The sequence below is a fragment of the Endozoicomonas sp. PH6C genome, assembly GCF_059322965.1.
In genome coordinates, this window is record NZ_CP185342.1 from 3587908 (window position 1) to 3613730 (window position 25823).

General features: G+C 45.9%; 18 protein-coding genes and 1 tRNA gene. 8 read left to right on the forward strand and 11 right to left on the reverse strand.

Annotated features, from left to right (window positions below; genetic code table 11):
* Nucleotides 1-164: 164 nt before the first annotated feature.
* From ACOMG9_RS13665 to hsdR, 5 genes are read right to left on the reverse strand one after another with little or no spacing between them, the layout of a single operon-like run.
* Nucleotides 165-1043, reverse strand: coding sequence for a hypothetical protein (locus tag ACOMG9_RS13665; protein ID WP_494528953.1), 879 nt, complete (start codon nucleotides 1041-1043; stop codon nucleotides 165-167).
* Nucleotides 1043-2641 carry an AAA family ATPase gene (locus ACOMG9_RS13670; protein ID WP_494528954.1) on the reverse strand — a complete coding sequence of 533 codons (1599 nt, stop codon included), beginning with the start codon at nucleotides 2639-2641 and terminating at the stop codon, nucleotides 1043-1045. Before ACOMG9_RS13670 ends, ACOMG9_RS13665 begins: the two co-directional genes overlap by 1 nt.
* Nucleotides 2638-4146, reverse strand: a complete 1509-nt coding sequence (locus tag ACOMG9_RS13675; RefSeq protein WP_494528955.1) for a restriction endonuclease subunit S — start codon at nucleotides 4144-4146, stop codon at nucleotides 2638-2640. The genes ACOMG9_RS13670 and ACOMG9_RS13675 overlap by 4 nt, the downstream gene beginning before the upstream one ends.
* Nucleotides 4143-5666, reverse strand: coding sequence for a class I SAM-dependent DNA methyltransferase (locus ACOMG9_RS13680; protein ID WP_494528956.1), 1524 nt, complete (start codon nucleotides 5664-5666; stop codon nucleotides 4143-4145). Before ACOMG9_RS13680 ends, ACOMG9_RS13675 begins: the two co-directional genes overlap by 4 nt.
* Nucleotides 5667-5708: 42 nt before the next feature.
* Entirely contained in the window at nucleotides 5709-9143 is a 3435-nt protein-coding gene (hsdR, locus tag ACOMG9_RS13685; protein WP_494528957.1) for a type I restriction-modification system endonuclease, read from the reverse strand.
* A gap of 479 nt (nucleotides 9144-9622) precedes the next feature.
* On the opposite strand from hsdR, the gene ACOMG9_RS13690 reads away from it, so the two are divergent.
* The 5 genes from ACOMG9_RS13690 (at nucleotide 9623) to ACOMG9_RS13710 (ending at nucleotide 15156) form a co-directional block, all read left to right on the forward strand.
* Nucleotides 9623-10648 (forward strand): helix-turn-helix transcriptional regulator, encoded by a 1026-nt coding sequence (locus ACOMG9_RS13690; protein WP_494528958.1) that lies wholly within the window; start codon nucleotides 9623-9625, stop codon nucleotides 10646-10648.
* A gap of 59 nt (nucleotides 10649-10707) precedes the next feature.
* Nucleotides 10708-11154: a hypothetical protein gene (locus tag ACOMG9_RS13695; protein WP_494528959.1), complete on the forward strand. Its 447-nt coding sequence runs from the start codon at nucleotides 10708-10710 to the stop codon at nucleotides 11152-11154.
* A gap of 165 nt (nucleotides 11155-11319) precedes the next feature.
* On the forward strand, nucleotides 11320-11940 hold the full coding sequence (locus tag ACOMG9_RS13700; RefSeq protein ID WP_494528960.1) for a hypothetical protein: 621 nt from the start codon (nucleotides 11320-11322) through the stop codon (nucleotides 11938-11940).
* Between the two features lie 143 nt (nucleotides 11941-12083).
* Complete coding sequence (locus tag ACOMG9_RS13705; RefSeq protein ID WP_448217263.1) at nucleotides 12084-13418, forward strand: hypothetical protein; 1335 nt, start codon at nucleotides 12084-12086, stop codon at nucleotides 13416-13418.
* Nucleotides 13419-14022: 604 nt separating this feature from the next.
* Entirely contained in the window at nucleotides 14023-15156 is a 1134-nt protein-coding gene (locus ACOMG9_RS13710; protein WP_448217264.1) for a hypothetical protein, read from the forward strand.
* A 236-nt stretch (nucleotides 15157-15392) separates the two neighbouring features.
* On the opposite strand, the gene ACOMG9_RS13715 is transcribed toward ACOMG9_RS13710, so the two are convergent.
* Nucleotides 15393-17765, reverse strand: coding sequence for a DNA polymerase II (locus tag ACOMG9_RS13715; RefSeq protein WP_494528961.1), 2373 nt, complete (start codon nucleotides 17763-17765; stop codon nucleotides 15393-15395).
* Between the two features lie 199 nt (nucleotides 17766-17964).
* On the opposite strand from ACOMG9_RS13715, the gene hmgA reads away from it, so the two are divergent.
* From hmgA to maiA, 3 genes are all read left to right on the forward strand, one after another.
* Nucleotides 17965-19278 (forward strand): homogentisate 1,2-dioxygenase, encoded by a 1314-nt coding sequence (gene hmgA / locus ACOMG9_RS13720; RefSeq protein WP_448217266.1) that lies wholly within the window; start codon nucleotides 17965-17967, stop codon nucleotides 19276-19278.
* 92 nt (nucleotides 19279-19370) lie between these two features.
* Nucleotides 19371-20681, forward strand: coding sequence for a fumarylacetoacetase (gene fahA, locus ACOMG9_RS13725; protein ID WP_448217267.1), 1311 nt, complete (start codon nucleotides 19371-19373; stop codon nucleotides 20679-20681).
* A 4-nt stretch (nucleotides 20682-20685) separates the two neighbouring features.
* Nucleotides 20686-21315, forward strand: coding sequence for a maleylacetoacetate isomerase (gene maiA / locus ACOMG9_RS13730; protein ID WP_448217268.1), 630 nt, complete (start codon nucleotides 20686-20688; stop codon nucleotides 21313-21315).
* A 7-nt stretch (nucleotides 21316-21322) separates the two neighbouring features.
* Here maiA and ACOMG9_RS13735 read toward each other — a convergent pair whose 3' ends face one another.
* From ACOMG9_RS13735 to ACOMG9_RS13755, 5 genes are all read right to left on the reverse strand, one after another.
* Nucleotides 21323-23182: a DUF3858 domain-containing protein gene (locus ACOMG9_RS13735; RefSeq protein ID WP_448217269.1), complete on the reverse strand. Its 1860-nt coding sequence runs from the start codon at nucleotides 23180-23182 to the stop codon at nucleotides 21323-21325.
* A 173-nt stretch (nucleotides 23183-23355) separates the two neighbouring features.
* A complete protein-coding gene (locus tag ACOMG9_RS13740; RefSeq protein WP_448217270.1) occupies nucleotides 23356-23571 on the reverse strand; it encodes a SecY-interacting protein Syd in 216 nt (71 codons plus the stop codon).
* Between the two features lie 46 nt (nucleotides 23572-23617).
* A complete protein-coding gene (locus ACOMG9_RS13745; protein ID WP_494528962.1) occupies nucleotides 23618-24505 on the reverse strand; it encodes a protein kinase domain-containing protein in 888 nt (295 codons plus the stop codon).
* Nucleotides 24506-24796: 291 nt separating this feature from the next.
* Nucleotides 24797-25435, reverse strand: coding sequence for an RING finger domain-containing protein (locus ACOMG9_RS13750; RefSeq protein ID WP_422134016.1), 639 nt, complete (start codon nucleotides 25433-25435; stop codon nucleotides 24797-24799).
* A 248-nt stretch (nucleotides 25436-25683) separates the two neighbouring features.
* Nucleotides 25684-25760: transfer RNA gene (locus tag ACOMG9_RS13755), tRNA-Val, on the reverse strand.
* Between the last annotated feature and the right edge of the window lie 63 nt (nucleotides 25761-25823).

The following is a 25823-nucleotide window of genomic DNA, read 5'->3' on the forward strand; positions in this document are numbered from 1 at the left end:
AAAATGGACTAGGTCTTGATTCTTGACGAATCAGAAAATGGAAAACTAGAGTTAACTCATTCTTTTTAAATGTATTCAAGTTTCAAGACCTGACCCAAGCCTTCTTATTTTCTTATATTTTAATAAGGCAGCTTCTCTGTGATAGGTGTGCAGTCAAAAGCCATTTAGTCTGATAAATCCAGTCTTGGCAAAAGGTGAGCTAACCAAGGCTCATGCATTTTCAAACGAACAAAAGCTACAGCTGACGCAGAAAATGCAGCCTTCCTATTACATGCATCTACTAAATTTTGTTCCATTTGTACTGAATGACCACTCATTTGAGTTTTCAAGGCTAATGGAAATGAAGCGTAATGTTCTAAAAAATCTAAATATTGGCTTACGTTTTTGATTACTTCGTTTCTCGCTCCCTTAATTGTTTTACTGTTCAGGTTATATCTTTTAGTGCTTTCGAAAGCTCGCGCATACTCAATTGGGTGAGTTTTATCACTGTAACGTGGCATAACAGCGCCAGGGTCCTGGTCATAAGAAAGCAAAGCAACGTCGTTTGAATTACATGGATCTAAAAGCTTGACTGACTCATTGCCGTGACCAGCAATATTACAGGGTTTCCAAATTCGTGTAGTTTCATCCATGAGCGGAAAGTAATCATGTTTGCCTCCATCTGCTCTCGGTCTATTTGCTTCGATGCAAGAATATCTGTAGTTCTTCGCTTCAAATGCCAGCCACCAGTATCCGGGGTGCTTTTGACTTACTCCTTGAACAACTCTGGTGGCATGAGCTTTCTTGGAAACTTTCACATCTCCTTTGGGTCTGAAATGGTCGACATCAAAATCGGTACCAATTCTTGGTACCTCGGAGTACCAACACTTATCCCCTAACTCTCTTATAAAATTAGGTTTAAACTGACTCCACTTGCTACCAATGCTCTTAATCTCTTTTGATTTGTCTGCAGCGTTTTGTACCCTTCGCCCCAAGGTTTGAGCATCAGTATCCCAATTATCTGGTTTACACTGGTCAATAATGTTTGGATCTATGTAACGCACTACTCAATTAATCCCTGGTCTTTCAAAATCGCGTTAATCAACGTGAGGCGATATTCGGTAGCATCCATACCCTCAGCCTCCATTTGTTGCATGACTTTCTTACGAGCAATGAGGAACTGTCGGTAATCTTCATCCGGGTGGGTATAGCTATATCCCAATCTGTCGAGTGAGTTATTAAGCTTTCTTAACTCTGCTACTTCATCACCAGACAGGTTTTCTTTCTCAAGCAGTCTTCGCCGGTTTTCGATAACTCTGCTGGTGTGCTGATCCAGAGTAGTTGCCATCCCAAACATATCACTGGTCAGTATGCCGTTTACACCCATTCCAATCGGATTTTCCTGTGGTGTCTCAGCAAATGAATACCCTTTAGCATCTTTCCTGAGTACTTGAATCTGTTCCTTCTCAAGCTCAGCAATAGCAAGTGGGTGGTGTGTTACCATCAAAATATGGCAAAAGCGCTTATCTGGTATGAAACGCTTCAGAAATGAGTGGTATTTTGCTGCCCAGGCCGGGTTCAGGTGAGTATCCGGTTCATCCAATAGAAAAAGAGAGTCTTCTTCGACAGTAAACTCTAATAGCCCCAGCACTGTCAGTAGCTGTTGCTCACCCTCACTGAGCTCACTGAACGACACAACCTCACCATTTTTCAAATGAACCTTGATGTGAACGCTGCTTAACAGGTCTGAAAGTAAAGTGCTCTCAAGCATTTTGAAGAAATTCTTCGCCCCAAGCCCCTGAGCCACTTTCTTTAGGCTATAAATATCAGGTAAAAACAGGTGAACAAACTCATTATTCACACCCTTACCCGTTAGGGTTGTTTCCTCTTCCCGTATCGTCTTAATTGCACCCAAGCTGTGAGGCAATAAGCGTTCAAGGAAATCACGGACTACGCCCCTTGCGCCCCAGAAGATATCCTTTTTATTGTTTTTTCCCCACTCAGGTCGCCTGAAAACGAAGTGCGCAGAATGGAATGACTCAATTCCGAGCTGATCTTCAAGAAACTCCCGCCCTACGCCTCTCTGTTGGTTTAAGAAGAATGCCAGCAAAACAAACTGGCTATGGAAAGGCTTGGCGTAGAAGAGAGGGCGAACCTCATCCTCAATCTTAACCTGATTCTTTAGCAGCTGGTTATAAAACCTGGTTCTGTGTGGTTTAAACAAATCTTCTAGCCGATCACTGGGGCCGGAGTAATAAGCGAACAAATGCTTTGGCAGGTAATCGGAATTGCCGTTTTTATCTCGCTTTACTTTGGACAAAGAAATACTTTCTGCCAGAGAATACTGACCATTGTCGCCCAAAATAGATACTTGAATTTTGTGCTGCTGAATTGGAGTAGAGCCGTACTCCGGAGACGCATCAACCTCAATAAGCCTATCTGAAGAAGCGCCCAGAGAGTATCTCAGCTTATAGCTAAACGGCGCGTGTTCATCACCCAGATCCAACGCTCTAAAAATCCGAACCAGAGCTTCAATAATGTTCGATTTACCGGAACCATTTCGCCCGATAAGAACGGTAAGCAGCTGTTTGTTATCAAATTCAATCTCTAAGTCCTGAACGTTTTTAAAGCCACTACGAATATGCAAATAATCTATTTTCACTTCTTCGTGGCCTTAAACTGACAGTTGGTACCTTCGCCCTCTTTTTCAATTAAGTTCAGCTCTAAAAGTCGTTTGAGTTCAACAAACAATTCATCGATGGCTTTAAATGTTTCCATAGAGGCGCTATCAAACAGCTGCTGTGCCGACATGGCTTTTTTGGTAGATTTTAACTGTGTCAGCACTTCACTTTTATCGTCGGAGATTTTTTGCGATGACTGATGTTTGGCCACACTCCCATCATCCTGCTTTCTGTTGACGACTAACTCTTCAGGATGCTCAGCAATAGCATCTGATGGTTGTTGTTGAGACGCTCTTTCTGACTTTTCAGAGAAAGGCTCAAACAGCTCACCACGAAATGCTCTTGCCAGAATGGATTGCGTGAGCTTGTCCACACGAAGCTTTGCCAATTCATACTGCTTTTTCACCAAGTCAGATTTAGCCAGCAATTCTGAAACAGCCCTTACTATTTCCTCCTGTTCTTTAACAGAAGGTAAGTTAAACTCGTACGCTTTCAACTTCTGAGCATTGATATTTGATTGACTAACTCCATCGGTTTTCACTTGCCAGCAATAATCTCTTGCATGCGGACTGTTAAGCTGGATATTCAGGTATTCACTGTTAAGTCGATCGCTTCCCTGAACTTTTATCAGATATCCGGCAAAAATTGCTTCTCTTTCACCGCGATAAATAGATGTCTTTCCGACTAACTCGGGGCTATTAGTACGATTAAATAACACATCGCCAGGCTCAAGCTTGTATTTTGCAATCTCGTTTTCATCTGACGTGTAAACAAGATCCACCCAATCTAATTTGCCTTCTTGCAAGTTACCCATTCGCAGTACAGGTACGGTTCCTTCCTTTTTAGACTTGGCAGAAGAGCCGTAATTGAAACCTTTTCCAACTTGCTTTAGGCTTACGTGTTCCCAAGCATCTGCGTTGTTTTCTTCGTGCCACTCTTCTGTTAGCTCTCCCGACACAGCCGCCGACAAAACAGACTTACGAAAGCGTTTTAGAAGGGACGGGATTTTATCAAGGCGAGTTCGTGCCGCTTCTACTCTGGCTGAAACCGAATCAAGTTTTTCTGAAATGCGCTTTTGTTCTGAAATGGAAGCAACTGGTAATTCGTAATTTTTGAAATTGCCTATTTTGAGATAATTTGTCGCCGAACCAAATTGCTTATCTAAATTTGTGGACTTCCATTTGTATTTTAACTGCCAATATAAATACTTAGGATGAATCGAGATATCACTTAAAACATAAGTTCGCTGATACGCTTCAATTTTTCCTTCGTAATAATTTACGTGACCAACATTAGCACCATTTCCAGGCAATGTAATTAATTCACCCTCAAAAGAGTATGTAGGTGATTTAAACGGCTTCAATGCACATGTAAAAAAAGTATACTCACCATCTTCTGTGGCATGATTCGCATCTACTTTTCCAGTAGAAACCTTAGCAACCTCAGTTAGTTTTCTAACTTCCCAATCTTGTGGAAACTGACTCATACCCCAACCTCTTCAGCTCCATCCAACTCAACTAAAATCGATTGCAAATCCGTTATTGCACCTGCTAACTCTTCAATTGCTTCTGCAATTAACTCATCTGGCTCAGGTAAGCACGCAGAGTCTTCCAGACTATCATCGCGAATCCAAGCAAGATCAATCGAGTCATCTTTAGCCTTAATCTCATCACGAGTAAATGAGCGCAAACGACAGGTATCGATATTACCTATAGAACTGAAGTTTTGGTGGTTATCAATAAAAGCTTGGCGTTTAGCTTCATCTACCTGCGTTAAATCACTGCCCACGGCACGGTAAAATTCTTCAAAGTGTCCTTTTTCTAAAACGGTGCGTTTGCCAAATTTCGGCATATTGACGCGAAGGTCGTACACCCAAATTTTCTTGGTATTGCCTTTGTCTTGATTGATATCTGTGGGCTTATCGAAGAACAGTACATTGGTTTTTACGCCTGCTGCATAGAAGATGCCTGTCGGCAAACGCAAGATAGTATGCAGATTGCACTTTTCCATTAAATCATTGCGAATTTTACGGCCAGTTGAACCTTCAAACAGTACGCTGTCAGGCAATACTACGGCAGCTCTACCACCCGGTTTCAGCATAACGTGGTACATGGCATGCAGAAATGCCAACTGTTTGTTGCTGGTGTAGTGCACAAGGTCATCACGCGTCGGCACACCACCACCTTGCTTGGTACCAAAGGGTGGGTTAGCGAGAATCAGCGATGCTTTTGGTAATGCTTTGCCTTCGTTCGATAACGTATCGCCGTATAGAACACCTGAGTTTTCATCATCCACTGCCAAGTCATGTAGCATCAGGTTCATCATTGCCAGTCGGCGTGTGTCTGGCACTAACTCCATGCCAAAGAAGGTGTCATGCTGATAGTCGTCATAATCAGCCTCACCCAACCCTTTTACATCGAAGTTATTTTCTATGTATTGATGGGCTGCAATCAAAAAGCCGCCCGTGCCCGCCGTTGGGTCAACAATAACGTCACCATTCTGATTGTGCCGTTTATCTTTTGGGGCTGGCTTCATCAGCTCAACCATCACTTCAATCAGCACCCGAGGCGTAAAATACTGGCCTGCACCCGATTTTTTCTCGCTGGCGTTGATTTCAAGCAAGCCCTCGTACATATCGCCCAGGCCTTCTTGTTTGGCCGAGTACCAATCAAGCTTGTCTATTTCTGTAACCAGCTTTGTCAGTGTTGCAGGCTTGCGAATGCAGGTAGATGCATTGTTGAAAATCGCTTTGGTGATCAGTGAACCGTGAGAGCCTAAGTGAACCAGTAGTTTTTTATATTCTTCAAGCCGTGTTGCAGCATTGAAGTTCTCGATATCTGCCCAACGGTACCCTTCAGGGATCAGCTCCTCCTGTCCTGTTTCTTCTACCATTTTCAAGAAAACGAGGAAGGTCAGCTCGTTAAGGTATTCATGGTAGGTAACGCCATCATCACGTAACAGGTGACAAAGGCCCCAAAGTTTGTTGATTAAATTTTGTGTGCTCATCGTTCTGCTTAGTTCATCTGAATTGTTGGGAATTGTAACCGATCATGCAGTTGCCTGATGGTTGTCATCCGACCAGATAGCACGGTTGAATTGTGCGAGTACGTCAACTATAGGCTGGTCGAACAGTTTGTTTGCACGCTGGATGCCACCAAGACGCTGCTTGAAAATGCCCTGGTTGAGGTTTGACTCATCAACGACAATGTTTGCTTTCATCTGCGCTGCGATGGTTTCCAACCAATCTCTCTGCGGTGTTTTCCAAACGCGACTTGAGAGTATTTCCTGTAATGCGTTATCAACACGCTGCTCATAGGGAAGCAAAGCCTCACCAATGGCTGCTTGTCGAATAAAACCAATAATGCGGGCGGCTATGTCCTCGTTTTTCACTTCTTTCCAGGCTACTTTTAGCTTTTCTTCCCTGAATTCATTTTTATCTAACTCAACAACGAGTTGCTTGAGGTCATTGCGCGTCAGCTCCCACGGCTTTTGAATAACCGTTTGTAATGCCATCATCCGGTTGCTGTTGGCGTTCACAAAGGCTGTAAACGATGACAAATAGTCTTCTGGTTTCTGGCCGCTACCATAGCCTGTTGATGTGCCGGTTACTTCATCGAACTTGTCTGATATGACGATTTTATTTCGTCCGCTGCCGCCTTGCACTTTCATATCCAGAAGTTCACCCAAGCCTGGATGACTGACAAACCATTTCGCCACATCCTCCGTGTTCATGGCCTTGAGTTCTTTGGCGAACTCTTTTGGTGGCTTGCCGACAATTCGTTCAAATTCATCGTGCTGAACAGGCGTTAAGTAGTTCTTTTTGCTTTGCAGCTTGGCAAGAAATTGATCTTTAGCCAGATCTTGCAGCTTGGTGTCTGTCCCTTTCGTGATCTCTTCTTCCAGCTCTGTGAAGGTAATATCCACGTTGGTCACAACGGGTTTCATTGTGTTCACTTTTTCGAGCTGTTTGTAGATATCTACTGCATCGTAAATGCGGAAACGCTCTTTATCGATGTCATCACAACGGCGCGTTGCTCGACCAAGCATTTGCTCAAACAAGATGCGGCTGTTAACCCGCCGTAAAAACACCAGGTTACAGATACTCGGCACATCGACACCGGTAGTCAGCAGGTCAACGGTTACTGCGATATTGGGTAAGCGGTCATTTTTGAACAGGCGTATCTTTTCCAAAGGCTTATCAGAAGCCCCTGTGATCTTTTGGATAGCATCGTCTTCCACTTCACCGTGGTAGTCTTCGCACGCTTGCTTTAATGCTTCCACAACGTCATCTGCATGACGGTCTGTTACGCAGAAAATCAGTGATTTTTCTTGCGAGTATGGATTTAGAGAATCACTTTCGATGAGCCATTTACATATGACTTTGGTGAACTCAGGGGCTATTACCTTTCTATTGAAGTCAGAGACATCAAAATCCAGCTCATCTGGCGTATGAATCAGATCAAGCTGCTGAGTATGAGGATCATAAACTTGAACCTCTTCGTTGACCTGATAATTGATCCCTTCGGTATTTAATTTCGTGTGGATACGAACAGGCGGTAAATGATCGACTAAGTGGCCATCGATCACGGCTTCGGTATAGCTGTATGAGAATATTGGCTCACCAAATATTTGTACCGTATGAATCGCGGGTGTAGCGGTTAGGCCTACTTTGAAGGCATCAAAATACTCAATAACGGCCCGGTATTTTGACATGTAGTCTTTCTGATCTCGAAACTTAATCTCTGTATCGCTGAGATCACGATCAAGCAAGTAACCACGGTGGCATTCATCGACAACGATACAGTCATATTGACCCACGCCTGGCTTTGAACCGTTTTCGGATGGGTACATAATGCGTTTGACTAAACCTTGCACCGTTGCCACGTGCACTTTCGTGTCGTCATCCGGTAACGTTTTGGGCGCTTTCTCTGGCTCCATCCCCATAACGTCAAAGGTATCGGCAAACGTATTCAGGTTTTCCATACGCACTTCGCCGAAATCAACTGAAGCTTGAACGCCCAAGGCACTTCGATCAACCAGGAACAGAATTCGACGAAAACGTTGCGCTTTTAATAGCCGGTAAACCAGGGCAATACAGGTTTTTGTCTTACCGGTACCGGTTGCCATTGCCACCAGCGCTTTTTCTTTTCCATCTTTGATGGCCTGTTCAACTGAAAGAATTGCTTCTTTTTGATAATCTCTGAGTTTTAGCTCGTACTCAAAGCCCATTTCATCCAACTCTGCGTTGGCTTGTTGAGGTGTCTGGCGTAAGTACTCTTTCAGCTCAGCAGGTGTGTACCAACCTTTCAGGGCTTTTCTACGATTGGTGCTGTCTCTGACGTCTAAAAACCAAATACCGCTTTCTTGTTCGAGCTGCTTTAGATACGCCCGGCCATTAGTTGCAAAGACTGCTGGCATCAGAAATTCTTCATGTTTAGATACCTCAACACTACTTGGTAAGTTCTGGATGCCTTTTGCATAACGTTTTGCTTGATCGATAGCCCCATAAACATTCTTAGCTGATTTTTTTGCTTCAATGGTTGCTATCAGCGTCATTCCCATGAAAAGGGCATAGTCTGCCGGACCTGACTTTGTTGGCCATTCCGCTATAGCACGATTCTTATTTGGTTCTGGTCTGGTACCTTTTGAGTATCGAAGGTTTTCGGTATCGGCTTCCCACCCAGCGTCAACCAACTGCTGATCAATAATTACGCGTGTCTCAGCTTCATCCATCTCAAAAAGAGATTTCTCAATGCGCTGAATTTCAGAGGCTTGCTCTGCTTTGGATTTAGATTGGAAAGTCTTTAAGTAAACAATGTTTGCTTCATCCATCTTGAGTCGATAAGTGGACAAAGTTTTTTCTTGCTCTTCTGCCAGTTCTTCCCAAACAGCCTTTTCCTCAGCCATTTTTTCAGCGCGTAATTTCTCTGCTTGCGCTTTATCCGCTTCAACCTTGCTGAGTTCTTCTGCAACTTTGATACGATCTTTTGTTCGCTGAGATTCAACCTTTAATCTCTCAACTTGTTCTTCAAGCTGACGAACATAGGTTGACGGGTCTTCAGGTTTTACAAACTTCTGAATCTTAAAGCCCTTTGCTGCTGATCCTCCAAGGGTTTTATGAAGCCACGCAGATAGAGCATGGCCGACCATCAGGGCTTTTAGTGCATCTCTATGGGTACTGCTCTCAAAGGCATGTGTTGCACTATTTCCAAGTTTTCGGATCGTATGAAAGGCATCACGAACGTTATCATCAAGGCGAAGAGCACAATCAAGTTCTTTCAGAAGGTCAATTTGCTTGACGTTAGCGCCATACTCAACACCAACTCGTGAGGCGATTGTCTGGGCAATTGCTTCCCCGAGTTGACGGATGTTAACCAGCGTAGTGTTTGGGTAAGGTACAAAATTTCGTTCAGCACTCTCTGCCAGCTTGAAAAGCCAGTCATGATGTTTTTTTAGGAACTCAAAATTACTGAAATCAGCCATGATGTATTATCCTTCAAGACTATTCACTTCCGTTCATTTTTCTGGTTCGTCGCTGGTTCACGCTTTCAGCATAGGGGCTTTGCCCCAGTCTTCATAATACCTTGAATGACTCTGCAGTATGTCCGGGTATGAGTATTTGGATGTCCAGCAGTACGAATAACACAAATTGTGTCAGCCTCTCAAACTTACCCTTATAAGCAAGACTAAACGCCCAATAATCAGGTCGCAGCCACGCTACCGCCCGTGGTTTTTACCATTGTCTTTTATTGACGCCGGGGAGCATGGGACCAGATAGCTCAAAGGTAAATATTGGGAAGATAGTAATTGTACGCTTGTAAGGTGTTGGGCGGTAGTCGGGTATTGGCGAAGCAGGAGCAAAGAAAAATTTTGCAAAAATGGTTTATATGCGACACAACTCGTCGCAGGGTTGTTTTATGATGGGATTCTAAAACGGGAAAGCGTTGCCGAATGGCGCTGAAGTGAGCTTTCCATGCTACACCTGTCTTGCGGAGTCTGACAATAGCATGAATAAACGACAATCTTCTCTGGAAACCACCATTCTCATTATTGAGTTACTGAAGCGCATCCCCAAAAGCTGGTGGATTACTGCTCAACAGTTGAAACAACAGCTGGCCGAGATTGGTCTGGATAGAGATATTCACACCATTCAACGACATTTAAAATCACTGATGGAAAGCAGTCATTTCCCCATTGATATGAATGACCGAAGCAAGCCTTATGGCTACCGGTGGAGCTTACAGGCGGTAGGCTTTACGGTGAACTCCCTGAGTATCCAAGAGTCACTGATCCTGCAAATGGCACATAAGACGTTGAAGAACCTATTACCCAGCAGCTTGATGGATTCCATGTCTGGTTTTTTTGAAGAGGCAAACCGCAATATCAGCCATGCCCAGGATCCCACCAAGGAGATTCAGTGGCTATCCAAGGTGGTTGTGGCACCTGAGATGCAGCCATTGTTACCGCCCGAGTTACAACCGGATGTATTCAATGAAGTCAGCTGCGCTCTCTACAACAACTGCTGGCTGGATATTGCTTACAGGAATGCAGGTGGAGAGGTAAAAGAAAAAACCGTCATGCCCCTGGGACTGGCTCAACAAGGACCTCGGTTGTACCTGGTCTGCCGGTTCAAGGGCTATGACGATGAGCGGAATTTGGCGATGCACAGGATGTTAACCGCTCGCTCAACCTCAATGACCTTTGAACGACCAGAGGGCTTTGACCTGAAGCAATACAATGATGAGGCGCGGTTTGCATTCGGGGAAGGCAGAAAAGTAAAACTGTCTTTCTGCGTCAATAAGAAAGCTGGGCTTCATATTCTTGAATCCCAATTATCAGAAGATCAAACCTACATTGAGCATGAGGACTGCTATGAAATCAGTGCCACCACTATGGACTCGCTTCAGCTCAAGCTCTGGCTTAACGGTTTTGGCAAAGACGCCTGGAACATCGATTACCAAGCAGTTGATGAGGAAATAGCTGAATAAATCGGTTGCGGGTTATCTCTGGCGATCAAATTCAAAAACATAACAATAGGGACAACGTTATGATGGCAGACTATATCAAGGAGTACTTTCAACACTTCGGAGTAACCCCAAAAGTTCAGGAGGTAACCCTGCATCCGCTTCCAGCATCCATTCAAAAACTGGATATTCCGGTTACTCCCCATAACAGCTACAAGACCGCAGCTGACTATCTGCTCAACCTCCATGAGCAGGACTTTGATGACATACACTATGTGCTCGGCATCAGCCACGATCACTGCCTCTTTGGTAAAGCGGTTATTCGTGTAAGGGATGATTACTACGACCCGACAGTTATCGGCAAAAACTGCTTCCTGCCGAAAGAGCAGTTCGTCAGTATTTACGAGATGCCAGTGAATGACCTGAAGGACTTTATGGTGGAGAACGATAACGAGCTACCGTCTATCCTGAACCTGAAAGTCGTGGAAATGCTGTGCCAAGGGTCTACAAAAAATCTACCAGAACCATAGATCAGCGTTGCTGAAAGTTCCTTTCTGAACGAGCCTGAAACACAGGCTCTGAATAAAATCCATGCAAAATCATACAGTTAAAAAATAATTATAATATTCTTGCAATGAAGGTATCAGGACAGAAGCACAACCCAACCTCTGGATTATGCACAAAGTGAATATTCCATGTTGTCATCAGTCGCTGGCATGATGGTCGGGTCGATAGTCTATGACATGATGATCGCCAGAGATGTCTCACACGCAAAGGCAATCTTTGCTTACATAATATCCCACGCATTGTTAGAGGGATTATCAGCAATAAACCCTCTTTCAAAACACAATTCAAACGGTGTTGCCAGCGTTTGGACAGAAACAGGAGCAGATGTCTTGGCTGGAACAGGAGTAGGAGCCTTAGCTGGATCATGGGCTACAGCCATATCCGGAGGCGTAAGGGTCGCGCACACATCTGATCTATTACCGAGCGCCGCCATAGTAGTTTACACCGCGATTTTGGTTTCTCCTTATTCTAGAGGAAGGGACACCATTGTTGGAATGGTGGGAGGATTGATGGCCGGAAACCTGGTCTTGGCTCTTCTCAGTCATCAACGCTCAGCACTGGACCCAAATCATTTATTGAAAAACGTTGCTCTTACTCTGGCTCCCGCATTGACGCTCGCTCTGATCAATGGCTTTTCAAACTATGCGATTTATGGTTACTCACTTGAAGAAAGTTTCACCGAAACAGTCCGTAACCAATGGAAGAAGTTTCATGCTCCTTTGGATTATCTGTACACCTTGTTTAATTGACAAAACGCCCTGAAATCCTTCAGAGACACAGGGCTTTTCGCTTATTTAACACTTACTGTCAATGGCGAAAGTTCCGTTGCTGTACTATATCGTCTCTTGGTAACAGCAAGACACAAAGAACCCGAACCGAATGAGAGACTCCTATGTGTGCTGGTCGTGTTTTTACAGCTACAAAAAACAAACTACTCCCGGTTTGGGAAGATTCAGTCCGTCATTTAGTGATCAATAAATTAGTTGCCCGAATTAAAAACACAGACAATGAAAACATTCCTGAATCAATACTGCTGTTCCTGTGCTTGTTATTTATCTGTTCGGTCGCCCATTCAGGCATATTGGAAGAAGAACAATTCAACTTATTAAGTCACTACAATAATGCATCATTATTAGTCGAAGACAATCTGGAACTGGTCGTTAGAGGTTCCGTGCTGGCCGTTTCCACCGTGGTCAATTACGGATTATGGTACGGCATCTTGTGCAAATCACCTGAGCTGGTCTCTTCCCTCACGGGTCGCCCTGGCCTGAATCTCCCAGAGCGAAATGAGTTCCAGGAGCTCAAATCTTCTTTTTGTCATCAACTCGCAGCCGTCACCACCTCCACTGAGGTTGCATTAGCAGGTCAGGTATCGCTTTGGCCCCTTAAGCGGCCCTGGTGGCGGCCACTGCGATTTGTTGGAACCGGATACATTGGTTATTTAGCATACACAAAATGCGACACTCGTTTTATACCCATAATGACTGCGACTTACTTTACCCATGAAATAGTGGCGAGAACGGTAGCCGGAGCTATGACTTCACTGGCTTTAAGGACTCGTGACAGTCCTTCAATCCAACCTGAAAATTATACCTGCAGTGAATATGCCGTAGTGAAATCAATCACGTGCGTGATGTTCGGAGCAATTTTTTATCACAAGTTTCTCGCCGCAGGCGCTTCAACTGGTAAAGCAATCTCTGCTTATCTTGGGTTTGCTGCATTGGTAGAGTTATTACTACCCATAAGCTATTTTTCAGCATCTCATTCAGACAGTGCCCACGCAGTCGATCTGGAAGCAGCGGCAGAAACCTTAGCCAGCGCCTTGGCTGGATCAATAGCCGGAGCCTTAACCGGAGCCTTCTATGTTGGGTTCTTTGACCTGGCATTGTCCACAGCCGTAGTGGGTTATATGACCTTCTCACTCAGTAAAACTGAATTTTTATCCGGAATTGAAGACGAAGTCCTGCTTGGAGCCATGGCCGGAGCTGGAACCGGACTCACAGTCCTGATGATTCTGTTAAAACAAAACTTAGAGCTAGACTCAAACCATTTATTGAGAAACATCGCTATTACCGTGTATCCTGCATTGACAATCGCTCTGATCAACGGCTTTTTAAACAATGCGGTTTATGGTTACTCACTTGAAGAAAGTTTCACCGAAACAGTCCGTAACCAATGGAAAAAATTTCATGCTCCTTTGGATTATTTGTATACCTTGTTTAATTAACAAATGGTTAGGTTTGATGCGAGAGACCAGATTTTATTTCGTGAATCGCCAAACAATGACCGTTACTGAATAGCGAAAGTTCATTTGCTGTACTATAAATTCTCCCGGAAACAATAAAAGGTCAGCCACTACAGCTTCCTGTAAGTACCGGGCCAGTTGGTTTCGCATATTCTGGCGAGTGGATTTTTTCATCCTTCAAGGAGCAACGACGGGCGCGTAGCCTTAGCTACGCAACCGGAGTTGGAACGCAGAAGGATGCGAAAAGCCGCCGTCCAGAATATGCGAAACCAACTGGCTAGGTACTTATATGCAGATCGAATTCTCATAACTGCAAAGATCAGCCAAAGGAGAGCATATGTTAAGCGTCTGTCCCTTTTGAACCTCGTACTGGATGCTATAAGTACCTAACCAGATACTTAAAAGAAACAGGTTAATTCTGGCAGGAAAGATTTGACTGGTCATTTGCTTTATAGCAAATCAGATACCCTGTTTATGGATTTCAATAATGAAAATATCCGGTCAACTAACAGCGCTTTTCTCGTGCTTATTATTTTTATGTTCAGTCGCTCATTCAGGCCTATCAAAAGAAGAACAATTTAAATTATTGAGCCACTACAGTAATACATCGTTGGTTGAAGACAGCCTGAAGCTGGCAACCAGCAGCTCCGGCCTGGCCATTTCCACCGTGATCAATTATGGATTCTGGTACGGCATCTGCAAATCACCCGAGGTGGTCTCTGCCCTTGCAGGTCGCTTTGATCTGTCATGCACAGAGCAAAATGAGCTACAAAAGGTCAAATCATCTTTTTGTAATCAACTCGCAGCCGTTATCACTTCCACCGAGGTCGCTTTAGCCGGGCACGTATCATCCTGGCCCCTTAAGCAACCCTGGTGGCAGACATTGCGATATGCCGGAACAGCCTACAGTGGTTATGCAGCATACACTAACAGCAATCCTTATCTTATGCCCATAGTGACTGCGAGTTACTTTACCCATGAGGTAGTGGCAAGAACGGTAGCCGGAGCCACTGCTATCCGGAGTTCAAGGTATCAGGACAGAAGCACAACCCATCCTCTGGATTATGCTGAAAGTGAATATTCCATGTTGTCAACAGTCGCTGGCATGACGTTCGGGTCGATAGTCTATGACATGATGATCGCCAGAGATGGCTCACACGTAAAAGCAATCTTTGGTTACATAGTATCCCACGCATTGGTAGAGGGATTATCAGCAATAAGCCCTCTTTCAAAATACAATTCAAACTGTGACGATAGCGTCTGGACAGAAGCAAAAGCAGAAGCAGGAGCAGATGTCTTGGCTGGAACAGGAGTCGGAGCCTTGGCTGGATCATGGGCTACAGCCATATCCGGAGGCGTAAGGGCCGCGCACATATCAAAAGATCTATTAGCGAGCATCGCCATGGTAGTTTATACCGCGATTTTGATTTCTCCTTGTGCTAGAAGAAGCGACATCACTGTTGGAATGGTGGGAGGATTGATGGCCGGAAACCTGGTCTTGGCTCTTCTCAGTCATCAACGCTCAGCACTGGACTCAGGTCATTTATTGAAAAACGTTGCTCTTACTCTGGCTCCCGCATTGACTCTCGCTTTGATCAATGGCTTTTCAAACAATGCGGTTTATGGCTACTCACTTGAAGAAAGTTTCACCGAAACAGTCCGTAACCAATGGAAGAAATTTCATAATCCTTTGGATTATTTGTGTACCTTGTTTAACTGACAGGCAGTTTAGGCGAGAGACGACCTAAGTACCTGGCCAGTTGGTTTCGCATATTCTGGCGAGTGGATTTTTTCATCCTTCAAGGCGCAACGACGGGCGCGTAGCCATAGCTACGCAACCAGAGTTGGAACGCAGAAGGGTGGAAAAAGCCGCCGTCCAGAATATGCGAAACCAACTGGTTAGGTACTTATGGGTGATGATGGTTAAGGCCCAGTCTGGCACGACGGGTTGAACCGTCAAAACAGTCCCATCTGTTCGTCAATCAAGGTATTAAAATCAAGATTTATAAACGGAAGAACACCCTCTGCCACCGGCTTTAGCTGCTTGTCGATGTAATGTTGATAATCAATGGGGCTGGTGCGATATTCCAGCGGCTCAGGGCCGTTGACGGTGATCAGGTATTGAATCCAGCCTTTGCGCTGGTACTTTAGTGGTTTTCCCAGTGACTGATTGATCTCATCGGCTTTTCTGGCCGCCCTGACCTGAGGAGGAATGTGTTTAACATAGTCCCTGAGATTACGCCGCAGTCGCTTTCGGTACACCAGTTTGTCATCCCACTCTCCGGCCAGCGTTTTCTGCACAGTCTCCCTGACCAGGTTTTCCGGAGATTGATCGTTAAACACCAACGAGAACAGTTCCGTTTGAAAATATTTTGCCAGTGCCGTCCAGTCAGAACGGACCGTTTCCAGTCCCTTGAATACCAGTTGCTGCCCGCTGGCAGTGGCTGTAATACCGGCGTAGCGTTTTTTACTGCCGGTATCCGCGCCACGAATGGTCGGCATCAGAAACCTTCGGTAGCAGGTTTCAAACTCAAGCTCCAGCGCCGAGTCCAGTTGATAATCCTCTTTTAATTTAGCTGTCCAGCGGTCGTTAATCAGCCGCTCCAGTTCTTTCCCGGTGGATCTGGCCTGCTCATCGGAATAGGCTTCATTCAGGAGCACGAAAGTAGAATCGGTATCGCCATAAATCACCTGATAGCCCTGCTCTTCTATCCAACGGGCCGTCTGCTGCATGATTTCATGCCCTCGCAGGGTAATGGAGCTGGCCAGCCGGGTATCATAGAAACGACAACCGCCTGAGCCCAGCACGCCATAAAAGGAATTCATAATAATCTTCAGCGCCTGGGAGCGGGCAGCATCCTTTTGCTTCTTGGCTTCATCCCGTTGGGCCCAGAAATAAGCAATAATATCTGGAAGAAAATGCCGGTCACGGGAGAACAGGCCGCCACGAAAACCGGGAATCGCCCCTTCTGGTTTCTGCAAACCTTCCACCAGTCCCAGTGGATCGATTTTGAAGGTTCTGATGATCGAAGGATAGAGGCTCTTGAAATCCAGAACGATGACATTGCGATAGAGTCCGGGAATGGAATCCATAACATACCCCCCCGGACTGGCCAGCCCTCCGCCTTCCGGTAAATTCGGAGCCACATAACCGGCCCTGTGCAAACGGGGCATATAAAGATTGGTGAATGCCTGGACTGAGCCACCCATGCGATCAAGCTCCAGCCCGGTCAGATGACTGCGTAATCTCAGGTAATCAAGAATGTTGGTGTGTTGAAAAATCTCTGCAACCAGTCGGCAGTCCTGCAGGTTGTAACGGGCCAGTTTTTCCTTGTTATGGAGGAAGTCATGATTAATGATAGCCATCCGGTTATCTACGTCTTCTGTCGCCTTACCTTTGCCCAGAAGCGTCTGTGCCACAAACTCCAGACTAAAGCTGTCAAACTGATAAGTGGCTGCCTTTAATGCCTCAATGCCATCAATGACCATTCGACCCGGCAGGGTAATAAACCCCTGCCCACTATCACCTCTGCGACTTCTCCAGCTGGCTGCCTGTTGCCCCCGGCCCAGTTTCAACGGCATGCCATGGCGTTCTGCCCGTTTAAGCAGCAGCCGAAAATCAAAATTAATGACATTCCAGCCAATCACTATGTCGGGGTCCAGAGTTCCGAGCGTCTCTTCAAGTGCCTCCAGAAGCGCTCTCTCATCAGCAACCCAATGTATCCAGTCAACCGGCTCCTGATCGCCCACCATGATGACCCGTTCAAAGTCCCCGGCCGAAAGTCCAATGGAGTAAAGTTCACCTCGCTCGGAACATTCAATATCCAGGGAGACCACCTTGAAGTCGGGATTAAACTCAGCAGGACGAATTCGCACCTTGCGGTATTCCTGATAGCCTGACTTCTGCACCAAATCACCAGTGAATGCCATGCCACCGTTTACAAAACGCTCCATCAGGAACCGATCTGCCAGCCTGACATCGGCTTCCAGCAACTCTACGCCTCTGGTACGAAAATAATCATGCATCTGAAACGATTGGTTCACGTTTTGACTGTAAAGGGCCGTGACTGGCTCATGACGAAAGTTCTTCAGAGGTAAAGGCTTTGCCTCAATCGTTGGATAACTCCTGAAAAACTCACTCTTTAGCGGCTCAAACCTCGAGGAAACAACAAAACAGACGGGACGCTCCCCTTCAACCACCAGCTTTGCAGGACCATCATCAGTGACAACCCACAAAACAACTTCCGTCTGTCCTCTGCGGTCCTGGCTATGTCGGCTCAGAAGAAAGCCTTTGCGTACAGGCTGGGTATTTAGCAAGTCAGTTCTCAAACGTTGTCTATTCGGTCAATCAGGTTCTGAGAGATATTAACACTGCCGCAACAGCGCCGGGAGATTAAAAATCCAGAATCCGTATGGACAAACGCTCATGACTGGCTAAAAATGGAAACAATTCAAGACCTCAACAAACAACTTTCACCCTTACCCGGAAATTAGGCTTGAAAATAAGAAAAACCATAGGTTCAGTTTGATGACATTACCTGACGATCTTGAATACCAGACGGGCTTTGGTAACGAACACGAAACAGAGGCATTACCCGGTGCCCTGCCCAAGGCCTGCTTCAACCCTCAGAAAGTGGCTTACGGGCTCTATTGTGAACAGTTTTCCTCCACGGCCTTCACGGCACCCAAACACCAGAACCGCCGAACCTGGACCTATCGAATCCGCCCTTCTGTTGTGCAGGGAGACTACCAGCCCTGGGACAACAATCCCCTGCTTAAAACCGCTCCCCTGACAGACCTGCCGCCTGTGCCAAGTCCACTTCGTTGGGACCCGCTGCCCGCTCCACAGCAACCCACTGATTTTATCAGCGGTCTGACCACTCTTGCGGCTAATGGTAAAGCCATTACACAGATCGGTAGTGCCATTCATCTGTACGCCGCTAACCAGAGCATGGAAAAGCGTTTTTTTTATAATGCCGATGGCGAGCTGCTGATTGTGCCACAGTCAGGCGCTCTGATGATCTGTACCGAACTGGGTCAATTACAGGTCAGCCCGGGAGATATCGCCGTGATTCCGCGAGGTATGAAATTCAGGGTGGATCTTCTGGAGAGTCAGGCCAGCGGCTATCTCTGCGAAAATTATGGAGCCCCTCTGACACTGCCGGAACGCGGCCCGGCAGGCGCCAATGGCTTCGCCAATGACCGGGATTTCCAATACCCCGTTGCCTGGTATGAAGACAAAGAAGGTAACTTCGAATTGATCGCTAAATTTGCCGGTCACCTTTATGCCTGTGAGCTCGATCACTCACCCCTGGATGTCGTTGCCTGGGTAGGAAATTCGGCACCCTATAAATACCAGCTGTCCCGTTTCAATGTCATCAATACGGTGAGCTACGACCATCCGGACCCCTCTATCTTTACGGTTCTGACCTCCCAATCTCACTCACCCGGCGTAGCCAACCTGGATTTTGTCATCTTCCCTCCCCGCTGGATGGTGGCTGAAAACACCTTCCGCCCCCCCTGGTATCACCGGAATATTATGAGTGAGTTCATGGGGCTGATTCAGGGTGTTTACGACGCCAAGGAAAAAGGGTTTGTACCCGGTGGCAGCAGTCTGCATAACTGTATGTCACCCCATGGTCCCGAGGCAGACGTATTCAGGAAAGCCAGTGAAGCGGAGCTGAAGCCCGTGCGTTATGAAAACACTCTGGCGTTCATGTTTGAATCCCGATATGTCTACGTACCCTCAAAGTTTGCCATGGAGAGCGACCTGCGACAAAAAGACTATCTTAAATGCTGGTCTGGCCTGAAGAAGCATTTTGATCCCGGTCAGAAGCCTTAAGTCAGACAGTCATTAACAAGAAAAATCACGCGTGCCAGATAGGCTGTTTGCAGTAGCTGGTACCCTGTTTCTCAATGCATTCAGGATAACTAATGATTTCACTGAACGAGACCCATGACGTTAATCTAACCAGCTGGGTAATTTGTGCCAACAAATCTGATGCCGACTTTACCATTCAGAATCTGCCTTTTGCTGTTTTTCGCACAGGCAGTGAGCCTTTCCGATGTGGCGTAGCCATTGGCAACCAGATTCTGGACCTGAAGGCAACAGACGCGCTGAAGCCATTTGACGGCAAGGCAGCCGTGGCACTGACAGCCTGTACTCAGGAAAATTTGACGCCCCTGATGGAGTTGGGTTTTGAATACTGGAGCGCTCTCAGGCTCAGCCTGTCCAGGGCACTGAGAACAGGGTCGGAACTGGAAAGCCAACTGAAGCCCTGTCTGATCACCATGAACAAAGCCGAATTCGCCCTGCCCTGCCAGATTCGGGATTACACAGACTTCTATTCCTCTATCTATCACGCCACAGCCGTCGGTTCACTGTTCAGACCCGGCAATCCCCTGCTTCCCAACTATAAGTGGGTGCCCATTGGCTACCATGGCAGGGCCTCATCCATTGGGGTTTCAGGACAAACTTTTCACCGTCCGGTTGGTCAAACCAAAGCACCGGACGCAGAACAACCTTCCTTTGGTCCCTGTAAACGACTGGACTATGAGCTTGAAATGGGCATTTTCATCGGTCAGGGCAACCCTTTGGGTGACCCTGTTGCGCTGGATAAGACCGATCAGCATGTATTTGGCCTGTGTCTTCTCAATGATTGGTCTGCACGAGACATTCAGGCCTGGGAATACCAGCCCCTGGGACCGTTTCTGGCGAAAAGCTTTGCCTCAACTATTTCGCCCTGGATTGTGACGCTGGAAGCACTGGCTCCGTATCGAACCGGTTACCTTCGTCCTGCCGATGATCCTCAACCTCTGCCTTATTTAAGCTCGGAAGAAAACACTAGTCTGGGCGCTCTGGACATTCAGCTGGAAGTCCTCCTGCAAACACCCGCCATGAAAGGTTCTCAACAAAGCATGGAAAAGCTGTCTCAATCCAGCTTCAAACATTCCTACTGGAGTGTGGGTCAGATGGTGGCTCATCACGCCAGTAATGGTTGTAACCTGCAATCCGGCGATTTGCTGGGAACGGGTACCCAGTCAGGCCCCAGGCCAGAGGAAGCAGGCTCACTGCTGGAACTGACCCGGGGTGGTAAGGAGGCTATAAACCTGACCAATGGTGAACAAAGAACGTTCCTGCAGGACGGAGATACCGTGGTCATGAGAGGCTGGTGCGAGAAAGAAGGCGCTGCCAGAATCGGCTTTGGTGACGTCTCGGCCACTCTTCTGCCAGCAAAGGGATAACGCAATGAAGCTATACAGCTACTTCCGATCTTCAGCGGCTTATCGGGTCAGGATCGCCCTGAACCTGAAAGGGGTGGATTACGAATTGGTTCCGGTTAACCTGTTGAAGTCAGAACAGACAAAGGATAAATATAAAAACATTCAACCCCAGGGACTGGTACCGGCACTGGAAGTCGGCAATAACAGAGTGATTCAGTCCATGGCTATTCTGGAATGGCTTGAAGAAACCTGTCCGGAACCGGCCATTATTCCCGGTGATGCCTGGCAGAAAGCCCGGATTCGAAGTCTGGCCAATATCATCAGCTGCGATATCCATCCTCTGAATAATCTGAGAACACTAAAATATCTGAAGTCAGAATTTGCAATCAGTGACGAGCAAAAAAACCAATGGTACCAGCACTGGATAAAAACAGGTTTTGATGCCTGTGAGCAGCAATTGGGGGATGACCCTTTCTGTATCGGAGACACCCCTACCCTGGCCGACATCTGTCTGATACCTCAGGTCTACAATGCCTTGCGGTTTAACGTGCCATTAACGGATTATCCAAAAATCCAGAGGATCCACCAGCACTGTAATGAACTCAATGCATTTATTGATGCCAGTCCAGAGCAACAGCCTGACAGCACCTTATGATTGAAGCTCAGCGTCGCTTCAAAGCAATGACGGCACGGCGATCATTAATAGCCAGGTAGGCCAACCGCTCGAATTCAGGGTATTCACCGGGTTGATAGAGGTTTTTCTTAATGACGATCTGCCGCTTCACAACCAGAGTATTACCCTCCATCCTGTAATGACTGCTGTAAGTGCCGGCCTGATTATCCACCTTCAAATTTTCCGGAAGCCGGGTGACTTTATAATTTTTGGGGAGTTTCATTCGGTGCTCCCAATGATAATGCCTGGGTCCGACCGTAAACGGGTACTTGCGCTCTCCATCCACCAGATAGGTTCTCAGCGCCAGCACATCTTGAAAATCCAGCCCTGGTGCAGTGGTGATAAATCCTTCCTTGCCCAGTTCAAAAGCGTGAGGGCTGTGCCATTTACCCTTATAGGCGGGCTGTGTTTTCAGATCATAAGCAGACGCACCCTGAGAGATAGAGCCAAAACCGCCGATCAGGGTGTCCGCCAGCAGATTACTGGCCTTCCATTCACCGCTGCCACTGGCTGCCAGCAGCTCGCGAATCTCTTCTCCGATGGTTCCAGTCCCGGTGACTTTACTCTCTCCTCTCAAAAATCCATTCCCGGACAGCACCGACTGGTTTTTTACCCAATAACGGTTCTGATCCGGTTGCATGACGGGAAGAAATTGAGTTTCACCTTCAGGGCTGGCCAGCACCACTCGCTTGCCCGAAAGACTGTAATCCAGTGATCCGAATGGAGACAGGGGTGAAACAGGATTGAGCCAGGTGTTCATTTCAGGAATGTATAACAGCGCATGATTAAACTGCATGGAAGTCGGTACCGGCCAATCCTTATAGCTGTTATCCCAGCTGACCAATGCCGACTTTGACTCTATACCACGGGCTTTTAACAATGCCTGCAACAACAGAGCCTGATCTTTGCAGTCGCCATAACCATGAAGAAGAATCTCTTCCACCGGGTGAGGGACCAGCGTATCTTCAAGGTTGTAGCTCAGAGACAGGTAATTAATATTTTGGGCCACCCAGTTATAGATGAGTTCTGCCTCCTCCCGTGGATGCCTGGCTCCGCGGGTGATCTCTTCAGCCAACTGACGGATTTCTTCACTGTCAGCCTGTCTGTTCAGACTACTTTCGTAGTATATCTGGCCGATCTCTTCCCAGCTTTTCAGAGAGGTTATCGCAAACATGGGCAGCACATCATCCGGGCTGACCATATTTGGCTCCATCTCCTGATAAGGGAAGTTTTCAAGGCTGACCGTCAACTCTTTACGCTTGCCTTTCCAAAGTTCTTTAACAGAGAAATTGCCTCTACTCCCCCATTTCATGGGTTTGTTTTCAGGCAGCACAATGGTAGCTGCCAATTTCTTTTGTTCCAGTTCCAATTCGGGTTGCAGCACCATGTTAAAGCCCATGGGGCTGTCCTTGTTCACCACATGCTCAAACTTCAGTTTCATGGTGCTGCCTGGTGTCAACCGGGAGAAAATCACCACGACTTCCCTGGAACGCCGCTCCTGATCACGCCCTCCCAGATCCTGTTCGTAAATATTATCTTTTTCAACAGAGAACACCTTACCATCCGGATGGGTAATCGAAGCTTCCAGAACCTTAAGGGATTCATTCTCGGAAAAATAACTGTAGTGGTATTCCTGCAACTCCTCAGCACCTGCAGGAGTCAACACCTGATACTCAAAGGTGACAATACGGGTGTAACTCAGATCGTCGTTGATCTCTATATGATATTCCGCCAACAGACTGCGATAGTCCTGAACAGCTTCATCCGCCAGAACCAACCCCGAAATAACCAGCAACAAGAAAGACAGAAGAGCAGAACAAGCACGCATAAAATATCTCGAATCAGACATAACTCCCCCTTTAACAATTAATGGAACTTTCTAAAAATTAATGAAACTCACTCAATAACTTTGACCGTCAATATATAAAAAAGTTCAGGGCAGAGTGTATTTTTAAACACTAAAAGACATTGAAGCAGGCCAGGATTCCTTCGGTATCTGACATCAGAGCAACTCAAGAAACCTTATTGCACGCTGGCCGCTTCGCGAGGCTCAAGCATTGTTAGAAACTCAGCCATATTGTCTGATACTTTGCAATGAAGTTTTTTGCCAACTTTTTCCAACCAAACCTCACCGGTTTCATTATTCAGCATAAGATTGATATCTTTCATGTCAGTGAAGGCAAAAAACAGGATTAGAGGCTGTCGGAGTGATAGTGCTGAGCTTTCACCTTGTCTCAATTCGTTCCCATATTCTGGAGGCTGCCGTGCGCACCTGAACCAGTCGTCAGGTGCGAGTCAATTGCGGGAGAGCCTCTTTTAATCCAAGTGAGCTGTATACTTGTGAAGGGTCTATTGGGGAAGCAGGGTCAAATTTTATTAAGCTTTTGATCAATGTATTTAAAGAACCGCTTCCCCGCATTGTTTCATCTATGATTTTATCAAGTTCAACTTTATCTTTAAGCTTGTCATCAACCTGATAGCAGGCTTTGCATTTATAAGTAACACTCTCTTTACACTCATGAGATTCTTTCAATTTACAATAAAGAACAATTAATCCGATATTTTTCATGATTTCATTTTTCTCGGCAGGAATGTCAAAACATGCACTGTTAAAGTCTATGAATTTCAAAACTCCCTGATTAAAAAAATACACGACATTATCATCAAAAAGATCCTTGTTTTGAATCCCATTTTTCAACATAAATTCAGCAGCTCTTGACAGGTTATCAATGATAAAATTTAAATGACCTTCAGTGAACTTAGTTTTATGTCCAATCATTTCTCTTATCAGGCTATCTAAATCAATATCTCCCAATTCCAATAAGACGTGTGGATACTTATCAATATAAGATGCGAAGATATCAACGATAAAGGGGCATTCTTTCAGCAAATTCAGGGCTTTAACTTCTGTATTAAAAAACCTTACATCCTTAAAAAAACCATCGTAAACTTTTACCGCAAATCTCTCAGGCAGCCGTTTATCTCCAATAGACGATGACCCGGCATAAACATGGGAAAAAAGTCCTTTTCCTATCATTTCATGTCGTTCAACGCTCTTTGAAAAGGCATAGGGAAGGTCACCACAAGCACCTCTGACACGTCTATCACTTTGCTGAGTGGCTACAAGTGATGAAATTTCTTGTCTTAAACAATTTGTCGGTATTCTGTCCACATTATATACCTGATAATTCAAATTCAATTTATAACATCAGAGCATTACTTCTCTTTAAAGTTCATTGGAAAATAAATGTTTTTCGATGTATTCAAAAACTCACTGAACTCTGAACTTATGTCACTCCAGACTATCTGACCAACTCATTTATAATCTCGTTGGCAATTCTTTAAGACGTCCCTTGGCATCAACACTCTCTGAACTGGTACTTTTGAACTAGTCATCATTTTTCGACTCAAAGTATATATGAGTAGGAGATACAACAACAGGAGCAAGCTCTTATCTCAAAGCTTAAAGTCCGCTGGCCTGCGTTCTACCGCCATTCCCCAGGCTGCGGCCAATTTCAATCAACATATTTAGCCCTTCCGAGCGATTAAGGTCAGGGTCCTCCGGGTGCCTGTTAAATCTAAAGTTGTCAGCTCCAATCAACACATTTAGCGCTTGCGAGTGATCAGTGTCAGGGTCCTCCGGATGCTGGATAGGTGTGAAGCTATAAGCTGCCATCAAGGCATCAACAGGTGAGTCCTCTTGCTGGATTGTCCTATCTTTGAGGGGAGTTCTACACAAAGGACATTGATCTCCACGCTGTAGCCAGGTTTCCAGACAAGATGTATGGAAATAATGGTTGCATTTGGTAACCGATACTTTTTTTCCTGCAAAACAGAATTTACAAATTGTACATTCGTCCTCTTGCATGTATTCAGTAGCGGGCTGGTAATATTGGCTAGAAGAGCTTGTGATTCTGTTCATAATATTTATTCCTGATCGGCTGATTGTGCTTGTTTGACTTGCGTTAACTCTTTCAGTTCCTTGGTCCCTGGTATTTTTTGTCGTTATTGAATAGCCGTAACCATTTAATCGGAGTTGTAACACCAATCGTGTTTTCCAACTCCCGTGGTGAGCATGAAGATATTGGACTTCTTCGTTCATGGCGTTCTCCAGGTTTCCGAGTCGGACCGGCAGAAAAACAGGGACCTGAAAGTAGCTATGTTCAGATACACATGGGCCACTCAACTGGAAAAATGACGACGGAATACCAGGAAGGACACGAGATCAGATACGAGTCTGTAGAAGCTGAACTGAGTTTGGAAGGTTTGGAGATTTGATCGTTTTTTTACGACGCAAAAAAAGCCCACTGTAAAAAATGGGCTTTTCGTTGGTGAGATCAATCACTTATATGGTAGGCGGTACTGGAGTCGAACCAGCGACCTTTACGATGTCAACGTAACGCTCTAACCAGCTGAGCTAACCGCCTGAAGTTGCTGCGTATAGTATCAACGCTGCTGAAAAATGCAACCCCCGATTCCCGATTAATCTA

What these genes read in the sequence shown, in the direction of transcription:
- ACOMG9_RS13675 (WP_494528955.1), bottom strand. Translation starts at nt 4,146, where the DNA reads ATGAGTCAGTTTCCACAAGATTGGGAAGTTAGAAAACTAACTGAGGTT.
- ACOMG9_RS13680 (WP_494528956.1), bottom strand. Translation starts at nt 5,666, where the DNA reads ATGAGCACACAAAATTTAATCAACAAACTTTGGGGCCTTTGTCACCTG.
- hsdR (WP_494528957.1), bottom strand. Translation starts at nt 9,143, where the DNA reads ATGGCTGATTTCAGTAATTTTGAGTTCCTAAAAAAACATCATGACTGG.
- ACOMG9_RS13695 (WP_494528959.1), top strand. Translation starts at nt 10,708, where the DNA reads ATGATGGCAGACTATATCAAGGAGTACTTTCAACACTTCGGAGTAACC.
- ACOMG9_RS13700 (WP_494528960.1), top strand. Translation starts at nt 11,320, where the DNA reads ATGTTGTCATCAGTCGCTGGCATGATGGTCGGGTCGATAGTCTATGAC.
- ACOMG9_RS13705 (WP_448217263.1), top strand. Translation starts at nt 12,084, where the DNA reads ATGTGTGCTGGTCGTGTTTTTACAGCTACAAAAAACAAACTACTCCCG.
- hmgA (WP_448217266.1), top strand. Translation starts at nt 17,965, where the DNA reads ATGACATTACCTGACGATCTTGAATACCAGACGGGCTTTGGTAACGAA.
- fahA (WP_448217267.1), top strand. Translation starts at nt 19,371, where the DNA reads ATGATTTCACTGAACGAGACCCATGACGTTAATCTAACCAGCTGGGTA.
- maiA (WP_448217268.1), top strand. Translation starts at nt 20,686, where the DNA reads ATGAAGCTATACAGCTACTTCCGATCTTCAGCGGCTTATCGGGTCAGG.
- ACOMG9_RS13735 (WP_448217269.1), bottom strand. Translation starts at nt 23,182, where the DNA reads ATGTCTGATTCGAGATATTTTATGCGTGCTTGTTCTGCTCTTCTGTCT.
- ACOMG9_RS13750 (WP_422134016.1), bottom strand. Translation starts at nt 25,435, where the DNA reads ATGAACGAAGAAGTCCAATATCTTCATGCTCACCACGGGAGTTGGAAA.